This window comes from Caulobacter sp. UNC279MFTsu5.1, from assembly GCF_900114015.1.
Classification (GTDB): Bacteria; Pseudomonadota; Alphaproteobacteria; order Caulobacterales; family Caulobacteraceae; genus Caulobacter.
Genome location: NZ_FORN01000007.1, coordinates 25,691 through 51,330, shown reverse-complemented (window position 1 = coordinate 51,330; position 25,640 = coordinate 25,691). Strand labels below are relative to the sequence as shown.

Below are 25,640 nucleotides of genomic sequence, written 5' to 3'. Positions count from 1 at the left end.
GGCGAGCCGGCGACTCCGCTCAAGCGTCCGAGAAACCCCTCATCCGACCTTGCTTCGCAAGGCCACCTTCTCCCGCAAGGGGAGACGGAAAGTCCAGCCCTAAGCCTGGCCCACCGTCTCGAACATGCAGGCGGCCATGGCCTCGTCCGGGGTCTTGGCGCCGTGCAGCAGGAAGTCGAAGGCGGGATAGAAGCGGTCGGCGGCCTCGACGGCGGCGTCGATCATCGACGCGGCCTGGGCCATGGTCGGACGCTCGCCGGCCGGCAGCGCCAGGGCGTGGCGGAACACCACCTCGCCGTCGTCGGTCCAGACCTCGAAGTGGCCCAGCCAGACGCGCTGGTTGATCATCGACAGCAGCTCGTAGGCGCTGGGACGCTTGGTCTTGCTGGCGCGCAGGTCCAGCGACAGGCACAGCTGCAGGCAATCGGCCTCGGGCCGCCAGGCGAACCACAGCTCGTAGTCCTTCCAGTCGCCGGTCAGGGCGAAGGCCAGGTCGCCGTCCTCGGTGCGGTCGAACGTCAGGTTCTCGGCCGCCAGCACGTGTTCGACCACTTCCAGCGGATCCATCGCCAGCAGGACGTCGTCTTCTTCCGGTTGGGTGTCCATTAGACCCTTCGACCCCCGGGGAGAGACGGGTCGTGGGACCCGACCAAATCACCCACTCCAGGGACTCTAATCTGCTTCGTGGGCGGCGTCACAACCGCCTTCACGTCGAACGGGAACGAAACTCGCCTATCCAGCCGCGTCGGCGGCCTTCCTGGCGGGGGTTTTCGCCGCGGTTTTCGCGGCTTTCAGGGCCGCGACTTCCTCGCGCAGCGCCGCCACCTCGGCCTTCAGGGCCTCGAAATCGTCGCGCCGGATCAAGTCGAACTCGGCGGCCAGGCGGTCAGCCTGGGCCCGCATCGCGGTCTTGGCCTCCTCGCCGGCGGTCTGGGCGATGCCCATGGCGGCCTGGGTCAGCTTGGCGAATTCGTCGAGGAAGGGGTTTTGGCTGTGCATCGAGATTCCAGAGCGCGGCGCGGTTCGTCGCGGCTCTTATATGGGAAAGGAAGGATGAAAGCGAAGTGGGAACGCGCTAGAGGTTCGACCACTTGTCCGTCCGGAGCGCTCGCGGCGTGATCTTCCCCGACATCGACCCCATCGTCCACATCGGCCCTTGGGCCCTGCAGTGGGGGCCGCTGGCCCTGCGCTGGTACGCCCTGGCCTATGTCGCCGGCATCCTCCTGGGTTGGCAGTACGCCATCCGGCTGGTGCGGAGCGACCAGCTGTGGGGCGGGCGCAAGCCGACCGCCACCTCGGTGCAGATCGACGACCTGGTGCTGTGGATCACCCTGGGCATCATCCTGGGCGGCCGGATCGGCTACGTGCTGTTCTACATGATGCTGAACGACGACCAGCGGGCCGGCCTGGCGGCCAATCCGTTGACGGTCTTCAAGGTCTGGGAGGGCGGCATGTCCTTCCACGGCGGCTTCCTGGGCGTGTGCGCGGCCATCGCCCTGTTCGCCCGCCACCAGAAGATCGACATGCTGAAGCTGGGCGACCTGGTCGCGCCCGTCGTGCCGATCGGCCTGTTCTTCGGCCGCTGCGCCAACTTCATCAACGGCGAGCTGTGGGGCCGGGTCACCGACCATCCGTTCGGCATGATCTTCTGCAACCGCACGATCCAGGCCGCCAACCGCGGCGTCTGCCCCGCCGGCGAACTGCCGCGCCATCCCAGCCAGTTGTACGAAGCGGCGCTCGAGGGCGTGGTGCTGTTCCTGATCCTCAACTTCGCCGCCTACCGGCTGAAGTGGCTGCAACGCCGCGGCGCGCTCGTGGCGACCTTCCTGATCTGCTACGGCCTGTTCCGCGCCCTGCTGGAGAACGTGCGCAACCCCGACCACGGCATGCCCGACTTCCCGTTCGGCCTGACCATGGGGATGATCCTGTCGATCCCGATGCTGCTGGTCGGCGCCGCGCTGCTGTGGCGGGCCCTGCGCGAGCCGGTTTCCGCTCCCGTCGCGGAAGACCATGAGCCTGCTTAACCGCCTGCGGGCCCAGATCGCCCAGGACGGACCGATCAGCGTCGCCGAATACTTCACCCGCTGCCTGCACGACCCGCGCGACGGCTATTACGCCACCCGGCCGGCGCTGGGTGCGAGCGGCGACTTCCTGACCGCGCCCGGCGTCAGCCAGATGTTCGGCGAGCTGATCGGCCTGTGGATGCTGGAGACCTGGACCCGCATGGGCCGGCCCGCGCCGGTGCGGCTGGTCGAGATCGGTCCGGGCGACGGGACGCTGATCGCCGACATCCTGCGCGCGGCGCGGCTGCTGCCCGAATTCCTGGCCGCCGCCGACCTGTGGCTGGTCGAGGTCTCGCCGCCGCTGCGCCAGGCCCAGGCCGCCAGGCTGGACGGCGCGCCCCTGGCGCCGCGCTGGGCCGACCGACTGGAAGCCGTGCCGGCCGGCGCGCCGCTGCTGCTGGTCGCCAACGAGGTGCTGGACTGCCTGCCCGCGCGCCAGTTCGTGCGGACCGAAGACGGCTGGGCCGAGCGGGTGGTGGGTCTGGACGAGGCCGGGAGCCTGGCGTTCGGGCTGAAGCCCCTAGGGCCTCCCCCCCAGGGAGAGGACCTGCCCGTTGGCTCCGTCGTCGAATCCTCGCCCGCCCAGGCGGCCCTCGGCGCGGAGATCGGCCATCGTGTCGCCCGCGACGGCGGGGCGGCGCTGCTGATCGACTACGGCCGCGACACGCCGGGACCGGGCGACACGCTGCAGGCGCTGAAGGCTCACCGGAAGGTCTCGCCCCTGGCCGAGCCGGGCCAGGCCGACCTGACCGTCTGGGCCGACTTCCCCGCCGTGCTGGCCGCCGCCGCCGAGGTCGGGGCCGCGACGGGACCCATCCTGTCCCAGGGCGCGTTTCTCCAGGGCCTGGGAATCGCGCAGCGCGCCCAGGCCCTGGTCGCCGCCCAACCTCCGGCGAACCAGGCTGATCAGGCCGGCAAGCTGGCCCGGCAGCTTGATCGCCTGACCGGACCGGCGCAGATGGGTCAGCTGTTCAAGGTCGCCTGCCTGTCCGCGCCCGGCCTTTCTCCTCCGCTTTTCGAGGAATCGTAGACGATGCCCGACCTGCCCACCGTCCAGTCGCCGCTGCTGGCCGCCGTCGCCGGGGTCCGGCACGCGTTCTTCACCCGCCAGGGCGGGGTCTCGACCGGGCTCTATTCCAGCCTCAACGTCGGTCGCGGCAGCAAGGACGAGCCGGCCGACGTCGCCGAGAACCGCGCCCGGGCCGCCGCCTGGTTCGGGGCCGCACCGGAAGACCTCAACACCTGTTTCCAGATCCATTCGACCATCGCCATCGTCGCCGACGGCTCGTGGGGCGACGTCCGGCCCGAAGGCGACGCCGTGGTGACCCGCACGCCGGGCGTGGTCTGCGGCGCCCTGCACGCCGACTGCGCGCCGGTGCTGATCGCCGATCCGGTCGCCAAGGTCGTCGCCGCCGCCCACGCCGGCTGGCGCGGCGCGCTGGGCGGGATCGTCCAGGCCGCGGTCGACCAGATGACGGCCCTGGGCGCCGAGCCGTCGCGCATGGTCGCCGCCGTCGGCCCCTGCATCGGACCCCTATCCTACGAGGTGGGCCTGGAGTTCCTGCACCGCTTCGAGGCCGACAGCCCCGGCTCCGGCCGATTCTTCTCGCCCGGCCCGGCCGACGACAAGCGCCTGTTCGACCTGCCGGCCTTCGTCCTGGACCGCCTGGAGACGGCCGGGGTGGCGCAAAGCGAATGGGTCGGCCGCGACACGCGCACCGAGCCTGAGCTGTTCTTTTCGAACCGCAGGGCCTTCCTGGACGGGGAGTCCGACTACGGACGGCTTCTGTCGGCGATCGCGCTCGAAGCCTGAGCATGTCGAATAACCAGAATCTATCGAGACTCGGGGTTGTTCCCACGCCCGGGACTGCTAGAAGCCCCCGCAACGGCGACACCCCCTCCCGAGACAAAACCATGAAGCTGCTGTCCGGCAATTCGAACCGCACCCTGGCCCAGTCCATCGCGGAATATCTCGACATGCCGCTGACCCGCGCCCAGGTGCGCCGGTTCGCCGACCTCGAGGTGTTCGTCACCATCGACGAGAACGTGCGCGGCGAGGACGTCTTCGTCATCCAGTCGACCAGCTATCCGGCCAACGACAACCTGATGGAGCTGCTGATCTGCGTCGATGCGCTGAAGCGCGCGTCGGGCAAGCGGATCACGGCCGTGCTGCCTTACTTCGGCTACGCCCGCCAGGACCGCAAGACCGGCGGCCGCACGCCGATCTCGGCCAAGCTGGTGGCCAACCTGATCACCCGCTCGGGCGCCGACCGCGTGCTGACCATGGATCTGCACGCCGGCCAGATCCAAGGCTTCTTCGACATTCCGACCGACAACCTGCTGCCCTCGCGCCTGCTCGCCGACGACATCCACAAGCGCTACACGATGGGCGACGACCTGATGGTCGTCTCGCCCGACGTCGGCGGCGTGGTCCGCGCCCGCGCCCTGGCCAAGCGCCTGAACGACGCCGACCTGGCCATCGTCGACAAGCGCCGCTCGGCCCCGGGCGAGAGCGAGGTGATGAACATCATCGGCGACGTGAAGGACCGTCGCTGCATCCTGTTCGACGACATCGTCGACTCGGCCGGCACCCTGTGCAACGCCGCCGCCGCCCTAATGGCCCACGGCGCCAAGTCGGTCTCGGCCTATGTCACCCACGGGGTGCTGTCGGGCGCGGCCGCCGAGCGGGTGGCCAATTCGGTGCTGACCGAACTGGTGGTCACCGACTCGATCGAAGCCTCGGACACCGTCAAGGCCTGCCCCAAGATCCGCTACGTGTCCTGCGCGCCGCTGATCGGCGAGGCCATCCGCCGGATCGCCAACGAGGAATCGGTCTCCAAGCTGTTCGACTAGCCCCGCGGGCGAGCCTCCCGAGCCGGAAACCCTTTTGACGGTCCAGCTTGTCAAGACGTGGTTAACGGGCTGACTGTCACAATCTCGTCCGCGCGCCGATGGTATGGCGGGCGCTCTATGTCATTGGGGATGTTCTCGGGATGTTTTCCACCACGCGTACGCGCGCCGCGCTGACGGCCATCGCCGTGGTCGCCGCCACCTTGCTGGCCAGCTGCGAGACCCCGCCCCCGCCGCCCCCGCCCGTGGTCGCCGCCCCGCCCGCCCCGCCGCCGATCACCCTGTCGTCCAGCATCATCGAGAAGGCCAGCGCCTATCGCGGCTACATGCAGCGCGCCGCCGCGATCGGTTCGACCTTCGAGAACGGCGACCAGATCCAGGCCTCGCTGAAGATCGGCGTCGCCTACGAGCCCAAGCAGTTCCTGTCCGGCGCCACGGCCTACGCCGCCGTCCTGGCCCTGCAGGATCCGACCTACGTGGCCTCGGTGCGCGCGTTCGCCACTGATCCGGCCCAGCGCCAGTCGGTCATCAACCAGATCATCGCCGACCCGGCCTACGCCGTCGGCTTCAAGGGCAGCGACACCGCCGCCGGCCGGATCATCGACACCCTCGGGGCCGGCGGCCTGAAGCTCTACACCTCCGGCAAGGCCGTGAAACAGGCGGCCTACGACGTCCAGCGCGCCAAGTGGTCGCTCCTGCCGGTCCTCGACCGCGACGGCCGCCTGGCCTACGCCAAGACCATGTCCTCAACGCCCGGCCTGGCCGACAGCGCCGACGTGGCGGCCATGCAGCAGGCCTCGATGGGCGGCGTGCCCGTGGTGCCCGCCCCGCCCGCCGACCCGACCGCCGCAAGCGCCCCGGTCGTCGGCCTCCGTTCCGCCCCGCCGCCCTACAAGCCCCTGGTGATCCGCGGCCTGGCCGTGGCCGCCCTGGCCGCGCTGGGCTACGCTGGCGACGACAAGCTGCCCCTGATCGAGGCGGTGATGGCCGAGCCGGCCAGCGCCATGTGCCTGAACATGGGCAAGCTGAACCTCTACCAGTGCCTGGCCGTCGCCAAGCCGCACTACGAAGACGTGTTCTGCCTGGGCCAGCACGTCATGATCGACACCGGCATGTGCGTGCTCAAGGCCTCGGGCGCCGAACTGCCCTACGAACCGCCGCCCCCGCCCAAGCCCGAGCCGGTGGTCAAGAAGAAGCCCGTCGCCAAGAAAGCGCCGACGAAGAAGAAGGGCTAGCGACTTCCTTCTCTCCCCTGCGGGAGAAGGTGTCAGCGAAGCTGACGGACGAGGGGTCGCACCGGCGAGGGCCGTGCGGCCCTTCTTCGTCTGCGACCGAAGACCCCTCATCCGACCGCCTTCGGCGGCCACCTTCTCCCGCAAGGGGAGAAGGACGCGCCCGGCCCCGTTGCATCGGGCGGCCGCTGCGTGTATGGAGCGCGACCCAAAAACGTCGACCGGGCGAGGCAATCCAGTCTTGTGCGGCGGCTTCGCATTCCGAGAGCATGGGGCTCTCCAGAGAGACAAGACATGGCCGAGATCATTCTCAACGTCGAACTTCGCGACCGCGCCGGCACCGGCGGCTCGCGCGAAACCCGCCGCCAGGGCAAGGTCCCCGGCGTTCTGTACGGCGGCGCCAAGGCCCCGGTGAACATCGCCGTGAAGGGCAACGAATTCCGTAAGGCGCTCTACACCGGCAAGCTGCTGGGCCACCTGGTGACGCTGCAGCACGGCGACGAGAAGCAATCGGTCATCGCCAAGGCCGTGCAATTCCACCCCGTCACCGACGAGCCGCTGCACTTCGACCTGTACCGCGTCGACGAGCACCAGCTGATCAAGATCGAGATCCCGGTCCACTTCAAGAACCACGACATCTCGGTCGGCCTGAAGAAGGGCGGCACGCTGGAAGTCATCCGCCACACCGTCGAGCTGGCCTGCCCGGCCGACAAGATCCCCGAAGAACTGGTCATCGACCTGGCCAAGCACGACATCGGCGACACCATCCGCATCTCGGAAGTGAAGCTGCCGGAAGGCGTGCGTCCGGCCATGGACCGCGACTTCGTGATCGCCAACCTGAAGGCCTCGGCCGCTTCGCAATCGAACGAAGGCGACACGACGACCGAAGCCTAAGGGCTTTCCGGTCGGGTCTCCGATCCGATATCGAGAACGGGCGGGCTTCACGGCCCGCCCGTTTTTCGTTTGGGCGCTCACCCAGGACCATCAAGCGATGCTGATCCTCGCCGGCCTCGGCAATCCCGAGCCGAAATATGAGAAGAACCGGCACAATGTCGGGTTCATGGCGGTCGACGCCCTGGCTCGCAAGTGGGGCACCGCGCCGTGGCGCTCGCGCTTCCAGGGCCTGGCCTGCGAGGGCCAGGTCCCGACCCCGAACGGGCCGGTCAAGCTGCTGCTGCTCAAGCCCCGGACCTTCTACAACGAGAGCGGCCGCGCCGTGGGCGAGGCGATGAAGTTCTTCAAGCTGGCCCCGAGCGACGTGATCGTCTTCCACGACGAGATCGACATGGCTCCCGGCCGCTTCCGGATGAAGGCCGGCGGCGGGGCGGCGGGCAACAACGGCGTGCGCTCGATCACCAGCCAGGTCGGCGACGCCTTCCGGCGCGGCCGGATCGGCGTGGGCCATCCGGGCCACAAGGACGCGGTCATGCACTACGTGCTGGGCGACTTCCACAAGGTCGAGCATCAGTGGCTGGACCCGATGCTGGACGCCCTGGCCGACGCCCTGCCCTTCGCGGCGGCCGGCGACGACGAGCGCTATCAGGCCGAGGTGCTGCGCCTGGCCCCGGCCCCCAAGGCCGATCCCAAAAAAGCCGCGCGGCAAGCCGACTAAGCCTGGCGATCGCAGCTTGACCGATTGACGTCGCTTCGGCGACGCGAGAGACACCGCCCCGTACGCACGGAGTCGTTCATGTCGTCCCTACTCGGCCTGTCGCCCCTTCTCGGGCTCGCTCTGCTGGCCTTTTCGATCGCCATGTGCGTGCACGTGGTGCGAACGCACCGCGAGCTCTACTGGGTGTTCATCATCCTGATCGTCCAGCCGATCGGTGCTCTGATCTATTTCCTGGCGATCTTCCTGCCCGAATTCACGCGCGGGACCGCGGCCCAGAAGATGCGGAAAGCCGCGCGCGAGACCCTGGACCCGCAGCGTGAATACCGAGAGGCCAGCAAGGCCGTTGAAGACGCCCCCACCGTGGCCAACCGCGCGCGCTTGGCCGTCGCCGCCGCCAGCCTGGGCCGTCACGCCGAGGCCGAGCGCCTGTACGCCGAGGCGCTGCAGGGCATGTACGCCGACGACCCCCAACTGCTGCTGGGGCGCGCCAACGCCTTGGTCGAGCTGAACCGGGCGACCGAAGCCCTGCCTCTGCTGGCGGCCCTGGACGGCCAGTCCAAGGTCCGCGCGCCGCAGACGGCCATGGCCATGGGCCGCGCCTACGCCCAGCTGGGCCGCCACGCCGGGGCCGAGCCGCTGCTGCGTTTGGCCGCCGACCAGATGCCCGGCTTCGAGGGCATGGCGCGCTATGCGGTGTTCCTGGCGCAGACCGGCCGCAAGGACGAGGCCCGCGAGGCCCTGGCCGAAATCGACAAGCGCCTGGCCAAGACCCATTCGCACTTCCGCAAGGAAGCCCGCGGCTGGCGGGACCTGGCGGCGACGGCGGTGGGGTGACGTTTCAGGGGAGAGGGTCTAACCCCGCTCCCGTCCGTCCCCGATCAGCAGGTGGCCCAGCCAGCTGACCACGCCGACCACCACCGAGCCGAAGATCCCGGCCCACAGGCCGTCGACCACGAAGCCCTTCAGCAGCAGGCCGACCAGGCCCAGCATCGCGGCGTTCACCACCAGTAGGAACAGGCCCAGCGTCACCGTCAGCGGCAGGGTCAGCACGAAGACCACCGGCCGGACGATGGCGTTGACCACGCCCAGCAGCACCGCGGCGATCAGCAGGCTGGTCCAGCCGCCCGGCGCGGCGATCCCCGGCACGATCTCGGACGCCAGCCACAGGCCCAGGGCGGCGATCAGGGCGCGGATGATGAAGCGCGTCACGGGCGGTCTCCTTGGCGTCAAGCGCGGCCATTAGATGGCGCAACAGCCCTGTCCCAGCAAGGCCCGCCTTGAGCGATGCGAGGACCCGTACCCCCGCGCCCAGGCCGAACCTTCCGTCGCGTCCATCTGACATTTTTGGCTTGAACTTCTGAGAATGAACGTTCATTCTCACCCTCGAAGCGCCAATACCCGAGTCCGGGTGTCGGACATTACAAATACGTTATCGACCTTATCTTGACCGCAACGCCTTCCTATCTGACCCATTCTGGTGGGGATGATGGCGCGCGATTGACGGGCGGATCCGCACCAAGGGGATAGTTTCTATGGCCGTGAATTCACTATCGGTGATGTCGCCGGACGGCGGCCTGTCGCGTTACCTCACCGAAATCCGCAAGTTCCCGATGCTGGCCAAGGACGAGGAGTTCATGCTCGCCCAACGCTGGAAGGAGCACCAGGACAGCGAGGCGGCCCACAAGATGGTCACCAGCCACCTGCGCCTGGTGGCCAAGATCGCCATGGGCTATCGCGGCTACGGCCTGCCGATCGGCGAAGTGATCTCCGAGGGCAACGTCGGCCTGATGCAGGCCGTCAAGAAGTTCGAGCCCGACAAGGGCTTCCGCCTGGCCACCTACGCCATGTGGTGGATCCGCGCCTCGATCCAGGAGTACATCCTGCGCTCGTGGTCGCTGGTGAAGATGGGCACGACCGCCGCGCAGAAGAAGCTGTTCTTCAACCTGCGCAAGGCCAAGAGCCAGATCAGCGCCTTCGAGGACGGCGACCTGCGCCCCGAACAGGTCAGCGCCATCGCCACCAAGCTGGGCGTGCTGGACAGCGAGGTCATCTCGATGAACCGCCGCCTGTCGGGCCCCGACGCCTCGCTGAACGCGCCGCTGCGCGCCGACGGCGAAAGCGAGTGGCAGGATTGGCTGGCCGACGACAACCAGGTGTCGCAAGAGACCGTGGTGGCCGAGAACGAAGAGAAGTCCCTGCGGATGACTCTTCTGGAAGAGGCCATGGTCGAGCTCACCGACCGCGAGCGCCACATTCTCACCGAACGGCGTCTGAAGGACGAGCCCACCACCCTGGAGGACCTGGCCTCGCAATACGGCGTCAGCCGCGAGCGGGTCCGCCAGATCGAGGTGCGGGCGTTCGAGAAGCTGCAAAAGTCGATGCGCGAAGCCGCCATCGCCAAGAACATGGTCGAAGCCTAAAAGGCTTTGACCCGCAAAGACTGGAGCGCCCCGGATCGCAAGGTCCGGGGCGTTTTTCGATGACCCTGCCCCAACTGATCCTGCTGCCCGGCCTGCTGAACGACGCCGAACTGTGGCGCGACCAGGTCGCGGGCCTGGCCGACGTGGCCCGTTGCCAGGTGGCGGACCTGACGCGGGGCGCGAGCCTGCGCGACCTGGCCGAGCAGGTGCTGGCCGACGCCGAGCCGAGCTTCGCCCTGGCCGGCTTCTCGATGGGCGGCTATGTGGCCCAGGAGATCGCCCGCCTCGCCCCCGAGCGCATCGAACGCCTGGCCCTGATCGACACCGCCATCCGCGCCGACACTCCGGAACGCGCCGCCCAGCGCCGCGCCGTCAACGCCGCGGCCAGCCACGAGGGGGCCTTCCTGGGCGTCGCCGACCGGCTGATGGCCAGCTATGTCGACCCTTCCCGCCTGGGCGACAAGGACCTGACCGGCCGCATCCAGGCCATGACCCAGCGGCTGGGCCGCGCGGTGTTCCTGCGCCAGAACGCCCTGCCCCGCCAGGACGGCGCGGCCGCGCTGCGGGCCCTGCGCTGCCCGATCGTCATCATCTGCGGCGAGCACGACGCCATCACCCCCCTGGCCGGCCAGCACGAAATGGCCCACGCCATCGGCTGCTCGCACATGGTGATCATCCCGAACGCTGGCCACATGACGCCGATGGAGGCGCCCGAAGCGGTCAACGCCGCCCTGCGCCGCTGGCTGGCGCGGACGGGTCGCTAGGGCAGGCGCTTCCAGAGCCAATCGTTGTCATCCCGGAAGCGCGTAGCGCTGTCCGGATGACAGTGGCGGCCGCCCCTGCGTCAGAAGCTCAGCTGGATCCCCGTCCGGAAGGTCCGGCCGTAGCGCTCGTTCTCGCCCAGCCGGCGGTCGTTGCCGACGAAGGTGCGCCAGGGCTCGTCGTTGAGGTTGGAGGCCTCGACGAAGACGCTGGCGGTCTTGCCGAAGGCGTAGGCGACGCGGGCGTCGAGCTGGCCGTGGTCGTCCCACCACACGTCCGAGCCCTGGTCGGCGCCGATCGTGTAGAGAAACTTCGAGCGGTAGGAATAGGCCACCCGGGCCGAGAAGCCGTACTTCTCATAGAACAGCTGGGCGGTGGCCACGGTCTTGGACTGCTGGGCCAGCGGCAGGCTGTCGGCGCGGCCGGGCACGCCGCGCAGGGTCGAGTCGATCAGGGCCAGGTTCACGCCCACCCCGATGCCGTTCAGAGCGTCGGGCAGGAAGGTCAGCTGCGATTGGACATTGAACTCGACCCCCGCCACGCTGGCCTTGCTGGCGTTCAGCGGCGTGGTCACCGCCGCCCCGGTCAGGGCCACGCCGCCGAAGGTCCCGTTCTGGTTCAGCAGGGTCTGGGTGAAGATCGGGTCCTGGATGTCCTTGAAGAACACCGCGGCCGACAGCACGCCCTGGCCGGGCAGGTAGTATTCGACGCCGGCGTCGAGATTGGCCGACAGCAGCGGCTTCAGGTCCGGATTGCCCTGGACGACCGTGTCGGCGGTGGCGTCTACGGTGATGGCCGGGGCCAGCGACACATAGTCCGGGCGGCCGATGGCGGTGGTCGCCGCCGTCCGCAACACCAGGCGGTCGGTGACGTCCATCTTGGCGTTCAGGCTGGGGAACCAGTTGGTGTACTTGTTCGAGCCCGTGGTGTCGGGCCCCTGCTTGGATGTGACGTTGTTGAAGGTCTTGGCGGTGTAGTCGCCGTCGGTGGTCTCGACCCGCAGACCGGGAACCAGGGTCACGCGGCCCATCCTCAGCGTCGCCATCGCGTAGCCGGCATAGATCTTTTCCGACACGTCGTAGTCGCTGAGCAGCGAGGTGCTGAGCGACTTGCCGGCGTTCGGCTTCAGCGTGGCCGGGTTGGCGGTCACATAGGCCTGGGCGGCGCTGTAGTCGACCTTCGGACCGAAGGGGTAGCGGCCCTCATAGGTCGAGGCCAGGCTGGGCGGGTTCAGCGCCGCCAGGGTGAAGGCCGTCGAACCCGGATCGTAGGTCGTGTAGTTGCGGTCGTTGGTCTTGGAGCGGTCGATCAGCTTGGCGCCGATCTTCAGCTCGCTGTCGTCGCCGATCGCCGACAGGGGGAAGGCGTAGTCGGCGCGGGCCTGCTTCAGTTCCTCGACGGCCTGGCGGCGGTCATAGTTGACGCTCTTGAAGACGTAGTTGGCCGGGTCGTAGGCCGTGGCGGTCGGGGTCACCTGGAACAGCACCTGCGAGACGTCGTAGATCCCGGCCATGGTCTTGCCGGTGGCGAACTGGAACTCGCTGCGCAGCGGATCGGTCTTCTCGGCCCGGCTATAGGCGGCGTCGATGTCCAGACGGCCGACCGGCAGCTGGAAATGGCCGCCCACGGACACGGTCCTGGTGTTGTCGTCCTCGTCGCGGCGACGCACGTAGCGCGTGCCCGTGGCCTTGGTGAACGACCCCGTGGCGGCCGAGGTCGGGACGATCGCGCCGGCGATCGGCAGGCGGAAGCGGTCGCGGGTCTCGTGGTCGGTGAACTTCGAATAGGAGCTGCGCAGGTAGAACTGGACGTCGTCGCTGGGCCGCCAGTCGAAATTGCCGACGAAACCGGTGCGCTCGCGGACCAGGTTGTAGTCGCGGCTGTCGAAGTCCGCCGGGATCGGATTGCCGCCGGCCTTAGTCCACGACGCCCCGGCCACGTTCTGCGACTCGACCGGGCGCTTGGAATAGTTGGCCGAGACCACCGCCCCGAACTGGCCGCCGGGACCGAACGTGCCGCCCAGCGAGGCGTCGAGTTCGTAGGGGTTCTTGTCGTTGAGGTCGAAGCGGCCATAGGCGGCGCGGGCGCCGCCGAAGGTTCCGTGACGATCGAAAGCGCTGAGCGTGACGATGTCGACCTGGCCGGCGATGGCGCTGGCGTCGAGGTCGGCGGTCAGGCTCTTGATCACCTTGACCGAACCGATCATCGCCGAGGGGATGTCGTCCAGCTTGACCTGGCGGTTGTCGGGCTCGGGGGCGGCGGCCGTCTGGCCGTTGACCGTGACGTTGACGTAGCGCGGATCGACGCCGCGGATGATCACGTAGCGGCCCTCGCCCTGGTCGTTGGCCACCGACACGCCGGGCAGGCGGCGCACGGCCTCGGCGACGTTCTGATCGGGCAGCTTGCCCACGTCGTTGGCGTAGAGGGCCTCGACGAAGTTGTCGGCCGCCTTCTTGACCTGCAGCGAGCGGCGCTCGGCGGCGCGGGCGCTGCTGACGACGACTTCCGACACCTCGTCGATCGGCTTCAGGGTCAGGGTGACCTCGCCGCCCGCGTCGGCCACGGTGACCGGCAGGGTCGAGGCGCCGTAGCCGACATAGGCCACGGTCACGTCCGTCGCGCCGGGGGCCACGCCGGTCAGCACGAAACGGCCGTCGGGACCGGCCGTGGTCGAGCGGCCGCCCGCCTCGATCCAGGCGCCCGGCAGCGACGCGCCGCGGCTGTCCACCACCCGGCCGCGCAGTTCGGCGGCCATCGCCGGCGTCGCCGCCACGGCCATGACCATCGCCACGACGCTGCCCCGGCGCAGCAGGGCGCCCTTGAAACCGACCGACATGATGCACCCCTGATTTCGCCCCGCCCCTTTTCCGGAGCTTCAGGCCGTCAGGTATTGGCGACACGCGTCAGGTCAGCGACAGAACCATGTCGGTTTTATGTATCGCCAATCCAGCTACACCCTCGAAATCCGCCGATTCAGGCGCGGATTTCAAAGCATGATTGACTTGATGGAGAACGATCCGCCTGGCGATTCATTGAAATAGGGATCGGATCATCATGCGAATTCTGGCCATGCAAGCGCCGATCTGCAGTCGCCGGGACCGTCAGGCGGCGCCGCGACCGCCATTGTCGTCCTCGACCAGGAAGCCCATCAGGCCGTCGATCCGCTTGACCAGCTCGGTCCGCGCCATGCCGCCGGCCGTGCAGGCCTCCAGGGCGGCGGCGGCTTCGAACAGCCGGGCGTCCTTGATCGCTTCGCCGACCTTCTTGAGCTCGACCGCCTGGGCGGCCAGGGCGCGCCGGGCCTGAGCCGGGTCGCTGTCCAACGCCTGGGCCGCCGACTTGACGATCCGCAGGGCCTGCGACAGGCGGGCCGCGGGGGCGCCGCCGGCGTCGGCCTTGCGCTTGCGCGGCCCCTTGTATTCGGCCGAGTTGAAGCGGCGGCGGTCGGGCCCGACATATTGCACGGCCTCGATCCAGTCGCGCGGCTTCAGCGTCACCGCCTCGAGCCGCCGCTCCAGATCCTTGATCGTGAACGGCTTGCGCATGAACTCGTGGATGCCGGCGTCGCGGGCCCCGAAGATCGCGTCGGCCGTGGCCTCGGCGGTGCACATGATGATCGGGTTCTCGCGGCAGGCCAGATCGCTGCGGCGGATCTTACGGGCCAGGGCCAGGCCGTCGCAGCCGCTGGAGGCGTGCTCGACGAAAATCAGCAGCGGGTCGACCGTGCGGGCCATGCCCCAGCCGGCCTCGATCGACGGCGCGTGGAAGATCTGGACGTTGCCGACATGGCGCAGCTGGTCGGCCAGCAGGCGCACGGCCGCGGTGTTCGGGTCGACGACCAGCACGCGCTGCATCTTCGCCGCGATACGCTGCAAGGTGCGGATGTTGCCGTCGAACACGGGTCCCTAAGCTCCAAAGATAACTCGCCCGCAGACTAGGCGGGCGATGGTAAAAATCCGCTTAGTCTTCGCCTGTTGCGACAGAAAGTCCCGGATTCAGGCCGCCAGGCTGGCGCTCAGGCCCGCGTCGAAATCCTGCAGCAGGTCGAGCGCCTCCTCGATGTCGGCGACCAGGGGCATGCCGGCCGGGAAGCGGTAGCGCCAGAAGCTGGCGATGTGGGCGATCACCCCGACCTTCTCGCCCAGCGACAGGAACATGTCGGGCGCGCGCAGCAGGAACTCGCGGAACGCCTGGGGCCTGCCGTTGTCGATCAGGTCGTCGAACGCCCGGTCGTAGACCTCCAGGGCCCGCATGATCGCCTTGCGCTCGACCAGCATGCCGTGCCGCAGGCGCTTGCGGGTGTCGTCCAGGAAGCGCTGGGTGACGACGTCACGGTTGCCGGTGATCGTCAGCCGCGTGATTTCGCCGCCGACGGTGTCCAGCTCGGTCCACAGCCGGGTCAGCATCCACTTATAATAGAGGAAGCCCTTCCAGCTGAAGACCCCCTCCTTGAAGCTCTCGCCGTCCATGACCAGGGTCTCGCGCAGCGGCTCCAGCCGCTCGTCGACGTCGGTCGACAGCAGGGCCTCGACCAGGCGGGCGGCGTGGGCGCCGGGCACGGCCTGGCCGGCGTCGCGATAGGCCAGGTCGATCAGCAGCGAGATCTGGGCCGAGACGAAGCTTTGCATCTGCTCCATGTCGGCGGACGACAAGGCGAAATAGCTGGAGGCCACCGACAGGCCGTGGCGGCGCAGGTGCTCGCGCAGCAGGAACGGGTCCAGGGACGGCAGCTGGTCGATCAGGCGCAGGGTCGCCAGGTCGCGCGCCATGTCGCTGTGTTCGTTGCAGGCCGCGCGCAGCAGGTCCACCCAGCCGCGCTGTCCGACGAAGAACGACTGGCCGCCCAGGCCCAGGTCGCTGCGCTCGAACGGAATGATGATCTTGGTGGCGTTGGGCCGGACTTCGTCGAACAGGAAGATGTCGTCGGCCCGCAGGCGATGCTTGACCACCAGGGCGGTGTTGAGGACGCGGTTGCGGAACAGCGGCGCCTCGCCGTGCTCGGGTCGGTGGCCGCTGCGGGCCTCGATGGCCAGCAGGTTGAGCACGCGGCTGGTCGACGCCTCGCGATCAAGCGCCCGCAAGCTGCGCGTCAGGCGATCGGCCTTGTTGGCGGACTTCATCAAGCGACGCGCGACGGCCAATGACGGCGAACCTCCCCGGGGAAGCCCTCGTCATAAACCCTGGCCTGCTAAGCAATCGCTAATCCGCCAGGCGCCTGACCGGCTCGGCCTGGGCCGGGGCGGACGGGCGCCGGCAGGCGGCGATGGCCTGGATCAGCCCGGCCGGCTGGATCGGCTTGGGCTGGGCGTCGTCGAAGCCCAGGCCGATCAGGCGCTCGACCTCGCCCGACATCGCGTCGGCGGTCAGGGCCACGACCGGAACGTCGAGCCGGCCGCCCTCCCCGCCGCGCAGGCGCCGCAACGCCTCGACGCCGTCCATGACCGGCATGTGGACGTCCATCAGCACGACGTCGAAATCCTCGACCCGCAGCCGGGCCAGGGCCTCGCGACCGTCGCCGGCCGTGGCGACCAGCACGCCGACGGCCTCCAATATGGCGCGGGCGACGGCCTGGTTGGCCAGGTTGTCGTCGACCACCAGCACCCGCGCGCCGGCCACGTCGGGTGCGGCGTCCGGCGCGGCCGGCGAGGCCGGAGCCTCGGCCGTCGCCAGGGGCAGGACGACGGTGAAGGTCGAGCCCTCGCCCGGGCGGCTGGCCACGCCGATGCGGCCGCCCATCATTTCGGCCAGTTCGCGGCAGATCGACAGGCCCAGGCCCGTGCCGCCGAACCGGCGGGCGATCGACCGGTCGCCCTGGACGAACGGGGCGAACAGCTTGGCCTGCTGCTCCGGGGTCATTCCGACGCCGGTGTCGGACACCGTGATCTCGACGCCGCCGGCGACGTGCGGCGTGATGGCGATGTCGACCCGGCCCTCCTGGGTGAACTTCAGCGCGTTCGAGACCAGGTTCAGCAGGATCTGGCGCACCCGGATCGGATCGCCCGACAGCCAGGTCGGGGTGTCGGGCGCGATCTCCAGCGACAGACCCAGGCCCTTGACGCGGGCGGTCTCGCGCCAGACCCGCTGGAGCTGACGCCCCAGGACCCGGATCTCGAACGGAGCGGCCTCCAGCTCCAGCTTCCCGGCCTCGATCTTCGACAAGTCGAGAATGTCGTTGAGGATCGCCATCAGCCCGTCGCCCGACTCGACGATGGTCTCCAGATAGTCGGCCTGGCGGGCGTCCAGCTGGGTCGAACCCAGCGCATGGGCCATGCCCAGGACCCCGTTCATCGGCGTCCGCAGCTCGTGGCTCATCATCGCCAGGAACGCCGATTTGGCGCGGCTGGCCTCCTGGGCCTCCGCCTGGGCCTGCTCCAGCGCCAGGGCGCTGGCCCGCACCAGGCGCATGGCGTCCAGCACGAAGATGCCAAGGCCCGTCAGGGTGATCAGGATCATCACCCGGCCCACCGTCCCGAAGCCGCCGAAGCCCACCGAGGCCACGGCCAGGGCGATCATCGGCGGCGGGATCAGGGCCAGCATCGCGGTCTTGCTGACCGCGGCGTATTTCAGCCCCTCGATCAGCAGGCCGAACAGCACGATCAGCGCCGCGAACTTCATCGCCGGCTGGCCATGGACCCAGCACAGGGCCGCCATGGTCGACCAGGTCGTGGCGAAGGCCGCGCCCGGGCAGAAGCGGATCGCCAGCGGCGTGCGGCCGTCCTCGCGCGGCTTGAACAGCCGGTTCAGCAGGGCCAGCCAGGCTTCCAGCACCGCATTGACCGCGCCCCAGGCCAGCACCGCCTTCCAGCCGAAATTCAGGGCCAGCAGCCAGCCGACCAGGGCGGTCATGGTCAGGCGGATCACGCGGCTGCGCCGGCTCATCGCCAGGGTCGCGCCTTCGCGGCCGTCGTCGAGCAGCTCCCGTAGGTTCACGATACGCTCTCCGCGACAACACCGCCGCGCCTGTTTGTAGGGCGCGGCGGGTTCACGAAGCGTTTACCGTGCGACGAAAGCGCGCGCGATCAGCCCTGGAACGGATCGCGCATCAGGATGGTGTCGTCGCGCTCGGGGCTGGTCGACAGCAAGGCCACCGGCGCGCCGATCAGCTCCTCGACGCGGCGCACGTACTTGATGGCGTTGGCGTTGAGGTCCTTGAACGAGCGGGCGCCGGCGGTGCTTTCGCTCCAGCCTTCCAGCTCCTCGTAGATCGGCTGGGCGGCCTTCTGATCACGCATGCCGGCCGGCAGGTAGTCGACGACCTTGTCGCCGATCTTGTAGCCGACGCAGATCTTCAGGGTCTTCAGGCCGTCCAGCACGTCCAGCTTGGTCAGGGCCACGCCGTGGATGCCGTTGATGGCCACCGACTGGCGCACCAGCACCGCGTCGAACCAGCCGCAGCGACGGGCCCGGCCGGTGTTGACCCCGACCTCGCGACCGACGGTCGACAGGTGCTTGCCGACTTCATCGTCCAGCTCGGCGGCGAACGGGCCTTCGCCCACCCGGGTGGTGTAGGCCTTGACGATGCCCAGCACGTAGCCGGTGGCCGCCGGCCCCATGCCCGAACCGGCCGAGGCCTGGCCGGCCACGGTGTTGGACGAGGTGACAAACGGATAGGTGCCGTGGTCGACGTCGAGCAAGGCGCCTTGCGCGCCCTCGAACAGGATCTTGCGGCCGTCCTTGTATGCCTTGTCCAGCAGGCGCCAGGCCGGCTGGGCGTAGGCCAGGATGCGCGGGGCCAGGGCCATCAGGGCGTCGAACAGCTCGGCGGCGTCGGCCTCGGGCAGGCCCAGACCGCGGCGCAGGGCGCCGTGATGGGCGAGAAGCCGCTCGATCTTCGGCTTCAGGGCTTCCGGGTCGGCCAGGTCGGCGACGCGGATGGCCCGGCGGCCGACCTTGTCCTCGTAGGCCGGGCCGATGCCGCGGCCGGTGGTGCCGATCTTCTGGGTCGAGGCCGCCTCGCGGGCCTGGTCCAGGTCCTTGTGCAGCGGCAGGATCAGGCAGGCGTTGTCGGCCAGCACCAGCAGCTCGGGCGTGATCGCCACGCCCTGCTCGGCGATCTTGTCGATCTCGGTCAGCAGGTGCCAGGGATCGACCACCACGCCGTTGCCGATGACCGACAGCTTGCCCTGCACGACGCCCGACGGCAGCAGGGCCAGCTTGTAGACCTTGCCGTCGACCACCAGGGTGTGGCCGGCGTTGTGGCCGCCCTGGAACCGCACGACGACGTCGGCCCGGTTGCTGAGCCAGTCGACGATCTTGCCCTTGCCCTCGTCGCCCCACTGGGCGCCGACAACGGTCACATTGGCCATGTTCAGATATGCCTTATCACCTGCCGAAAGGCGCCCGCGGCCCTTCGACAGGACTCGGCGGCGGACGTTTCATCTGTTGTGATCGGCGTGACGGCCCGCTCCAGAAAGGGGCCGCCCGGTTCAGAACTTGTAGACCAGCCGGACCCCGGCGTCGTCAAGCCCCTGGTTCTTGCCCTGGTGGAAGATCTGGCCGTTCGACAGGTGGGTGTAGCTGAGCTCGGCCGCCCAGCGGTCGTTGAGGTCGTAGCCGAGGGCCAGTTCCGGCTCGAACAGCACCTTCGAGCCGAAATCGATGCGGTGGTAATAGAGGTAGGTGCGGCGGGCCCGCTCCTCGTCGCTGATGTTCGGGGCGTTGGCCGGCGGCAGCTGGGTCTCGCCGTCGGTATAGGCCAGGCCCAGGCCCGGACGCAGGTAGAAGCCGCCCGGCTGGCCCAGCTCGATCCGCCAGTCGAAGCCGGCGGCCACGAAGTTGGAGGTGTTCTCGCTGTTGATCGACACCATGGCGTGGACCTGCGGCTTGCCCAGCCAGCGCAGGTTCTCGATACGGTCGGTCCGGTAGCCCAGGTGGACGTCGACGCCGTCCTCGCGGCCGGCGGCCCCCAGGCCGACAGCGTCGCCGATGAAGGTGACGTCGTGCTTGTAGACGCCGACGAAGGCTTCGCCGGCCAACGCGGGCGCGGCGGCGGTCACTGCGGCGCAGGCCGCGGCGGCGAACAGGGCTTTCTTCACGGAATGCTCCCCAGCAGGATCGTGCGTCCTCTTATCGCGTGATCGGCTCTGCTCGCAAAGGGTTTCGGCGTCGCTTGCCGGACGATAGACCTAGGCGCCATGAGCATCGCCCTTTCCGACATCCAGGCCGCCGCCGCCCGCCTCGCGGGCCTGGCCGTCCGCACGCCGCTGATCGAGAGCCCGGCGCTCAACGACCGCCTCGGCGGCCGGGCGCTGATCAAGCCCGAGACCCTGCAGCGGGCCGGGGCCTTCAAGTTCCGCGGCGCCTACAACCGCCTGTCCCAGCTGAGCGACGACGAACGCCGGCGCGGGGTGGTGGCCTTCTCGTCGGGCAACCACGCCCAGGGCGTGGCCCTGGCCGCCCAACTGCTGGGCTGCCCGGCCCTGATCGTCATGCCGTCCGACTCCCCGGCGGTAAAGGTCGAGGGCACGCGAGGCTTCGGGGCCGAGATCCGATTCTACGACCGCTTCACCGAGGACCGCGTCGCCATCGCCGACCAGATCGCCGCCGAGCGCGGCTGCGTGGTCGTGCCGTCCTACGACGACCCGCACATCATCGCCGGCCAGGGCACGGTCGGGCTGGAGATCGTCGAGCAGGCCCGAGCCCTGGGCGTCGAGCTGGACAAGGTGCTCGGTCCGGTCGGCGGCGGCGGGCTGATCGCCGGCGTCTCGACCGCGGTCAAGGCCCTGTCGCCGGCCACGCAGGTCTGGGGCGCCGAGCCGGCCGGCTTCGACGAGACTCGCCGCTCCCTGGCCTCGGGCCGGCGCGAGACCATCGATCCGGACGCCCGCTCGATCTGCGACGCCCTGCTGACCCCGATCCCCGGCGAACTGACCTGGCCGATCAACAGCCAGACCCTCAGTGGGATCGTCGCCGTCACCGACGCCGAGGTCGCCGAGGCCATGCGCTACGCCTTCTCGGTGCTGAAGCTGGTGGTCGAGCCCGGCGGCTGCGTGGCCCTGGCGGCGGCCCTGGCCGGCAGGATCGACCTGAAGGGCCAGACGGCGGCGATCGTCTGCTCGGGCGGGAATGTCGATCCGGCGCTGTACGGGCGGGTGCTGGGTGGGGAGATCTGAACCGCCTCCCGCTTCGCGGACGAGGACGAGGCAGGCCGCACCTTCCGCAATCGGGCCCGCCGGCGGCTTTTCCGCACGCGCGGCGAGGGCGACGTCGAGAAGTAGAGCTTTCTTCCTTGGGCGTTTGAGGCTAGCCCGCAACCTCCGCACATGGGCGGAAGAGGTTCTGTGAGGGTGCGATGAGGGCATTTGGGTTGGTCGCCGCGGCGCTGCTGTGGCTGTCGCCGAGACCAGGCCTGGCCCAGCCTTCGTCGACGCCGGCCGCGGAGCTCAACGCGGCCTGCCGCGCGCCGGGGCGCGCCGTCGACGAGGCGGGCTTCGTCCGCATCGGCGGCATCCAGCAATGGGTCGTCGTCGAAGGCCAGGACTGCGCCAACCCGGTCGTGCTGATCGTCCACGGGGGTCCGGGCAATCCGAACACGCCCTTCGCCCACACCCTGTTCGGCGCCTGGACCAAGGACTTCACGGTCGTTCAGTGGGACCAGCGCGGCGCGGGCAAGACCTATGGCGCCAACCCGCCGGCGGAAGGCGAGCCTCTCAGCATCGAGCGGCTGGCCGACGACGGCGTCGAAGTGGCGCGCTATCTCACCCAGCGGCTGGGCAAGCGGAAGGTGATCCTGATGGGCGGCTCGTGGGGCTCCGCGCTGGCCGTCCACATCGCCCAGGCCCAGCCGGACCTCTTCCATGCCTATGTCGGCACGGCCCAACTCGTCAGCTACGCGGACGATGTGAAGGCCAGCTATGAGCGCACCCTGAGCCTCGCGCGCGGCGCGGGCGACGCGGAGACGATCGGCAAGCTGGAAGCGCTGGGCCCGCCCCCGTGGACCAACCCGCGGGGCTTCGGCGTCCTCCGGCGCGCCACGCGCAAGTACGAGGCGCTGAAGACCGATCCGCCGCCGGCGGACTGGTTCAAGTTCGCGGCGGGCTACGACACCCCCGCCTATGAAGCGGCCTACGAGGCCGGGGAGGACTATTCCTTCCTGCAGTTCGTCGGGATGGCCGGGGACGGCATGGGGCCTCGGCTCGACCTGCGCAAGCTGGGAACCCGCTTCGAAATGCCCGTCTTCCTGCTTCAGGGCGACGAGGATCTCGTCACGCCGCCCGAAATCTCCCGGGCCTATTTCGACACCCTGACGGCTCCAGCCAAGCTGTTCGTCCGCTTGCCGCGCACCGGTCACGATCCCAACCGCACGATGATCGACGGCCAGTTGGAGGTTCTCGAAAGTCGCGTGCGGTCCGCCGCGATGAAGACGGACAAGTCCCGCCGCTAGTCCGGCGCCATTCTCGCGTGCAGTCGGTCCCGGCTAAGGCTAGGGTCTCCGCTCCACGACCAAGATCTGCTCCAAAGAGTGCCGATGATGAAACGCCTGCTGCTCGCGACCGCCCTGATCGCCGCTCCCGTGCTGGCTCATGCGGCGGAGACGCCAAAGATCGACCCCGCCCGGCTGTCGGCCCACATCAAGGTGCTGTCGTCCGACGACTTCGAGGGCCGCGGCCCGGCCACGGCGGGCGAGACCAAGAGCGTCGACTACATCGTCGGCCAGATGAAGGCGATCGGCCTGGAGCCGGCCGGCGACCTTCTCCAGAAGGATGGGCGGAAGGACGGACCCCGCGCGTGGACCCAGGACGTGCCGCTGGCCAAGTTCGACATCAAGGGCCCGGTCGCGGCCCAGTTCACCGTCGGCGGCAAGGCCGTCCCCCTGGCCCAGGGCGAGCAGATCGCCATCCGCGCCGCCATGACCAATGTCGACAGCGTGTCGATCAAGGACGCCCCGATCGTGTTCGTCGGCTACGGCGTCAAGGCGCCGGAACGCAACTGGGACGACTTCAAGGGCATGGACCTGAAAGGCAAGGTCCTGGTGCTGCTGATCAACGATCCGGACTTCGAAACCGGATCCGGCGACTTCGGCGGCAAGGCCATGACCTATTACGGCCGCTGGACCTACAAGTTCGAGGAGGCCGCCCGCCAAGGCGCGGCCGGCGTGCTGATCGTGCACGAAACCGCCCCGGCCTCGTACGGCTGGGCGACGGTCAAGAACTCCAACACCAACACGATGTTCGACATCGTCCGCAAGGAGCCCGCCAAGAGCCACCCCGCCCTGGAATCCTGGATCCAGCGCGACGTGGCCGTCGACCTGTTCAAGGCGGCGGGCCTGGACTTCGATGCGCTGAAAAAGCAGGCCCAGTCCCGCGACTTCAAGCCCGTGGAGCTGAAGGGCGCGACCTTCTCGGCCGAGTACGCCGTCGACCATAAGGTGATCATCTCGAAGAACGTCGCCGGCCGGATCAAGGGCTCGGCCCATCCGGACGAGACGGTGATCTACAGCGCCCACTGGGACCACCTGGGCGTCGGCCAGCCGGACGCCCGCGGCGACAAGATCTATAACGGCGCGATCGACAACGCCGACGGGATCGCCGCCATCCTGGAGCTGGCCCGCGCCTTCAAGAGCCAGCCGGCCCCGCAGCGCTCGATCCTGTTCCTGGCCGTCACCGCCGAGGAGCGCGGCCTGCTGGGCTCGGAATATTACGCGGCCAACCCGCTGTTCCCGCTGTCCAAGACCGTGGGCGACCTGAATATCGACGCCCTGTCGGCCGCCGGCCCGGCCAAGGACATCACCACCTCGGGCGACGGCAAGGTCGACCTGCAGGACTTGCTGGTCGCCAAGGCCAAGGCCCACGGCCGCTATTTCACGCCCGATCCCTCGCCCCAGGCCGGCCACTTCTACCGCTCGGACCACTTCCCGTTCGCCAAGCGCGGCGTGCCGGCCATCTCGGTGGGCTCGGGCGAGGACCTGGTCCAGGGCGGCAAGGAAGCCGGCCAGAAGGCGGAAGAGGACTACACCGCCAACCGCTACCACCAGCCGGCTGACGAATGGCGCGCCGACTGGGACCTGACCGGCCAGGCCCAGGACATCGGCCTGTTCTACGAGATCGGCGCGGACCTCGCCAACTCGAAGACCTGGCCGGAATGGCAGGCGGGCTCGGAGTTCAAGGCGCTGCGGGATCAGACCAAGGGCGATCGGAAGTAGCCCTCTTTCCTTGTCATCCCGGACGAGCGCGCAGCGCGAAGATCCGGGATCGGCGCTTGAGCGCCGCGCTTCCGGCGGTCCCGGATCTGCGCTTCGCTTGTCCGGGATGACAGGTTCATTTGCGATTGATTTGGCGCTCCTCCAGCGATGGGGTGAGCGAGGTATCTGAATGACAGCCTCCGTCTTCGACCTGTTCAAACTCGGGGTCGGCCCGTCGAGCAGCCACACCATGGGGCCGATGACGGCCGCCAACCTGTTCGTCGACCGCCTGCGCGACGCCGGAAAACTGCCCGAGGTCGTCCGGGTCGAGACGCGGCTCTACGCCTCGCTGGCCCTGACCGGCCGGGGCCACGCCACCGACCGGGCGGTGATCCTGGGCCTGATGGGTTTCGCGCCGGCCAAGCTGGATCCCGACGTCGGCGAAGCGGCGCTTCTCGAGGCCAAGGCGACCCAGTCGCTGCGGCTGGGCGGCCAGATCGACATCGTCTTCGACGAAGAACGCGACATCGTCTGGGCCGGCCACGAGCGCTTGCCCCAGCATCCCAACGGCCTGACCTTCACCGCCTTCGACAAGGCCGGGCACATCGTCGCCGAGCGCACCTATTTCTCGATCGGCGGCGGCTTCGTGCGCGACGAGAGCGAGATGGGCCGCAACACCCCGCCGGACGAGGGGCCGCAGGTCCCCCATCCGTTCGAGAGCGGCGCCGACCTTTTGCAACGGGCCGCCGACGCCGGCCTGTCGATCGCCGGGGTGATGGGCGCCAACGAGCTGGCGCGGATGGACCAGGCCGAGCTCGACGCGGGCCTGGACCGCATCTTCCAGGCCATGGAGGCCTGCATCGACCGCGGCATGCGCGAGACCGGCACCCTGCCAGGCGGCCTGGCGGTCAAGCGCCGGGCCCGCCAGATCCACCAGACCATTCAGGGCCGCATGGAGCGCCAGATCAGCGATCCGCTGGCGGCCATGGACTACGTCAACCTGTGGGCCATGGCGGTCAACGAGGAGAACGCCGCCGGCGGCCGGGTGGTCACCGCCCCGACCAACGGCGCGGCCGGGCTGATCCCGGCGGTGCTGCGCTTCTACCACCGCTTCCACCAGGGCACGTCCCAGGGCGTGCGGGTGTTCCTGCTGACGGCGGCGGCGATCGGCGCGCTCTACAAGCGCAACGCATCGATCAGCGGGGCCGAGGTCGGCTGCCAGGGCGAGGTCGGCGTGGCCTGCTCGATGGCGGCGGCCGGGTTGTGCGCTGCTTTGGGCGGCACCAATGACCAGATCGAGAACGCCGCCGAGATCGGCATGGAGCACAACCTCGGCCTGACCTGCGACCCGATCGGCGGCCTGGTCCAGATCCCCTGCATCGAGCGCAACGCCATGGGCGCGATCAAGGCCATCGACGCCGCCCGCCTGGCGCTGCTGGGCGACGGCCAGCATTCGGTGAGCCTGGACAAGGTGATCGCCACCATGAAGCGCACCGGCGAGGACATGAGCGAGATCTACAAGGAGACCTCGCTGGGCGGGCTGGCGGTGGGGCTGTCGGTCAATCGGGTGGAGTGCTGAGG

General features: G+C 69.1%; 23 protein-coding genes. 14 read left to right on the top strand and 9 right to left on the bottom strand.

The annotated features are described in order from the left end of the window. Positions 1–99: 99 nt before the first annotated feature. Complete coding sequence (locus tag BM066_RS05815; RefSeq protein WP_089925186.1) at positions 100–606, bottom strand: type III secretion system chaperone family protein; 507 nt, start codon at positions 604–606, stop codon at positions 100–102. Positions 607–732: 126 nt separating this feature from the next. Then, positions 733–999, bottom strand: a complete 267-nt coding sequence (locus BM066_RS05810; protein ID WP_089925182.1) for an accessory factor UbiK family protein — start codon at positions 997–999, stop codon at positions 733–735. 116 nt (positions 1,000–1,115) lie between these two features. On the opposite strand from BM066_RS05810, the gene lgt reads away from it, so the two are divergent. From lgt to BM066_RS05770, 8 genes are all read left to right on the top strand, one after another. Further along, on the top strand, positions 1,116–2,024 hold the full coding sequence (lgt, locus tag BM066_RS05805; protein WP_089925179.1) for a prolipoprotein diacylglyceryl transferase: 909 nt from the start codon (positions 1,116–1,118) through the stop codon (positions 2,022–2,024). Beyond that, complete coding sequence (locus BM066_RS05800; protein WP_089925177.1) at positions 2,011–3,093, top strand: class I SAM-dependent methyltransferase; 1,083 nt, start codon at positions 2,011–2,013, stop codon at positions 3,091–3,093. The genes lgt and BM066_RS05800 overlap by 14 nt, the downstream gene beginning before the upstream one ends. Before the next feature lie 3 nt (positions 3,094–3,096). After that, positions 3,097–3,876 carry a peptidoglycan editing factor PgeF gene (gene pgeF, locus BM066_RS05795; RefSeq protein WP_089925174.1) on the top strand — a complete coding sequence of 260 codons (780 nt, stop codon included), beginning with the start codon at positions 3,097–3,099 and terminating at the stop codon, positions 3,874–3,876. A gap of 101 nt (positions 3,877–3,977) precedes the next feature. Further along, complete coding sequence (locus BM066_RS05790) at positions 3,978–4,916, top strand: ribose-phosphate pyrophosphokinase (protein ID WP_089925171.1); 939 nt, start codon at positions 3,978–3,980, stop codon at positions 4,914–4,916. A gap of 140 nt (positions 4,917–5,056) precedes the next feature. Continuing rightward, positions 5,057–6,148 carry a hypothetical protein gene (locus BM066_RS05785; protein WP_089925168.1) on the top strand — a complete coding sequence of 364 codons (1,092 nt, stop codon included), beginning with the start codon at positions 5,057–5,059 and terminating at the stop codon, positions 6,146–6,148. A gap of 291 nt (positions 6,149–6,439) precedes the next feature. Then, complete coding sequence (locus tag BM066_RS05780) at positions 6,440–7,039, top strand: 50S ribosomal protein L25/general stress protein Ctc (RefSeq protein WP_089925165.1); 600 nt, start codon at positions 6,440–6,442, stop codon at positions 7,037–7,039. A 97-nt stretch (positions 7,040–7,136) separates the two neighbouring features. Next, positions 7,137–7,757, top strand: coding sequence for an aminoacyl-tRNA hydrolase (gene pth / locus BM066_RS05775; RefSeq protein ID WP_089925162.1), 621 nt, complete (start codon positions 7,137–7,139; stop codon positions 7,755–7,757). Between the two features lie 78 nt (positions 7,758–7,835). Continuing rightward, a complete protein-coding gene (locus BM066_RS05770; protein WP_089925158.1) occupies positions 7,836–8,591 on the top strand; it encodes a tetratricopeptide repeat protein in 756 nt (251 codons plus the stop codon). An 18-nt stretch (positions 8,592–8,609) separates the two neighbouring features. Here the strand turns inward: BM066_RS05770 and BM066_RS05765 are convergent, their stop codons facing one another. Continuing rightward, positions 8,610–8,966: a phage holin family protein gene (locus BM066_RS05765; RefSeq protein WP_089925155.1), complete on the bottom strand. Its 357-nt coding sequence runs from the start codon at positions 8,964–8,966 to the stop codon at positions 8,610–8,612. A 314-nt stretch (positions 8,967–9,280) separates the two neighbouring features. Here BM066_RS05765 and rpoH point away from each other — a divergent pair, with 314 nt between their 5' ends. Next, positions 9,281–10,177, top strand: coding sequence for an RNA polymerase sigma factor RpoH (rpoH, locus tag BM066_RS05760; RefSeq protein ID WP_089925152.1), 897 nt, complete (start codon positions 9,281–9,283; stop codon positions 10,175–10,177). 59 nt (positions 10,178–10,236) lie between these two features. Further along, positions 10,237–10,941: an alpha/beta fold hydrolase gene (locus BM066_RS05755; protein WP_089925149.1), complete on the top strand. Its 705-nt coding sequence runs from the start codon at positions 10,237–10,239 to the stop codon at positions 10,939–10,941. Between the two features lie 80 nt (positions 10,942–11,021). Here the strand turns inward: BM066_RS05755 and BM066_RS05750 are convergent, their stop codons facing one another. From BM066_RS05750 to BM066_RS05725, 6 genes are all read right to left on the bottom strand, one after another. Further along, complete coding sequence (locus tag BM066_RS05750) at positions 11,022–13,775, bottom strand: TonB-dependent receptor (protein WP_089925146.1); 2,754 nt, start codon at positions 13,773–13,775, stop codon at positions 11,022–11,024. A 265-nt stretch (positions 13,776–14,040) separates the two neighbouring features. Beyond that, positions 14,041–14,838 (bottom strand): response regulator, encoded by a 798-nt coding sequence (locus BM066_RS05745; protein WP_089925142.1) that lies wholly within the window; start codon positions 14,836–14,838, stop codon positions 14,041–14,043. Between the two features lie 96 nt (positions 14,839–14,934). Next, complete coding sequence (locus BM066_RS05740) at positions 14,935–16,059, bottom strand: hypothetical protein (RefSeq protein ID WP_089925139.1); 1,125 nt, start codon at positions 16,057–16,059, stop codon at positions 14,935–14,937. 79 nt (positions 16,060–16,138) lie between these two features. Further along, the gene (locus BM066_RS05735; protein WP_089925134.1) at positions 16,139–17,869 is read right to left on the bottom strand and encodes an ATP-binding protein; all 1,731 of its coding nucleotides are present in this window, start codon (positions 17,867–17,869) and stop codon (positions 16,139–16,141) included. An 89-nt stretch (positions 17,870–17,958) separates the two neighbouring features. Further along, complete coding sequence (locus BM066_RS05730; RefSeq protein ID WP_089925131.1) at positions 17,959–19,245, bottom strand: adenylosuccinate synthase; 1,287 nt, start codon at positions 19,243–19,245, stop codon at positions 17,959–17,961. A 120-nt stretch (positions 19,246–19,365) separates the two neighbouring features. After that, on the bottom strand, positions 19,366–19,974 hold the full coding sequence (locus BM066_RS05725; RefSeq protein WP_089925127.1) for an acyloxyacyl hydrolase: 609 nt from the start codon (positions 19,972–19,974) through the stop codon (positions 19,366–19,368). 99 nt (positions 19,975–20,073) lie between these two features. Between BM066_RS05725 and BM066_RS05720 the strand changes: the two genes are divergently transcribed. The 4 genes from BM066_RS05720 (at position 20,074) to BM066_RS05705 (ending at position 25,638) form a co-directional block, all read left to right on the top strand. Continuing rightward, entirely contained in the window at positions 20,074–21,051 is a 978-nt protein-coding gene (locus BM066_RS05720) for a threonine ammonia-lyase (protein ID WP_089925124.1), read from the top strand. Between the two features lie 179 nt (positions 21,052–21,230). Further along, positions 21,231–22,322, top strand: a complete 1,092-nt coding sequence (locus BM066_RS05715; RefSeq protein ID WP_089925121.1) for an alpha/beta fold hydrolase — start codon at positions 21,231–21,233, stop codon at positions 22,320–22,322. An 87-nt stretch (positions 22,323–22,409) separates the two neighbouring features. Next, complete coding sequence (locus BM066_RS05710; RefSeq protein WP_089925556.1) at positions 22,410–24,080, top strand: M28 family metallopeptidase; 1,671 nt, start codon at positions 22,410–22,412, stop codon at positions 24,078–24,080. A 169-nt stretch (positions 24,081–24,249) separates the two neighbouring features. Continuing rightward, positions 24,250–25,638 (top strand): L-serine ammonia-lyase, encoded by a 1,389-nt coding sequence (locus BM066_RS05705; protein WP_089925118.1) that lies wholly within the window; start codon positions 24,250–24,252, stop codon positions 25,636–25,638. Positions 25,639–25,640 lie beyond the last annotated feature (2 nt).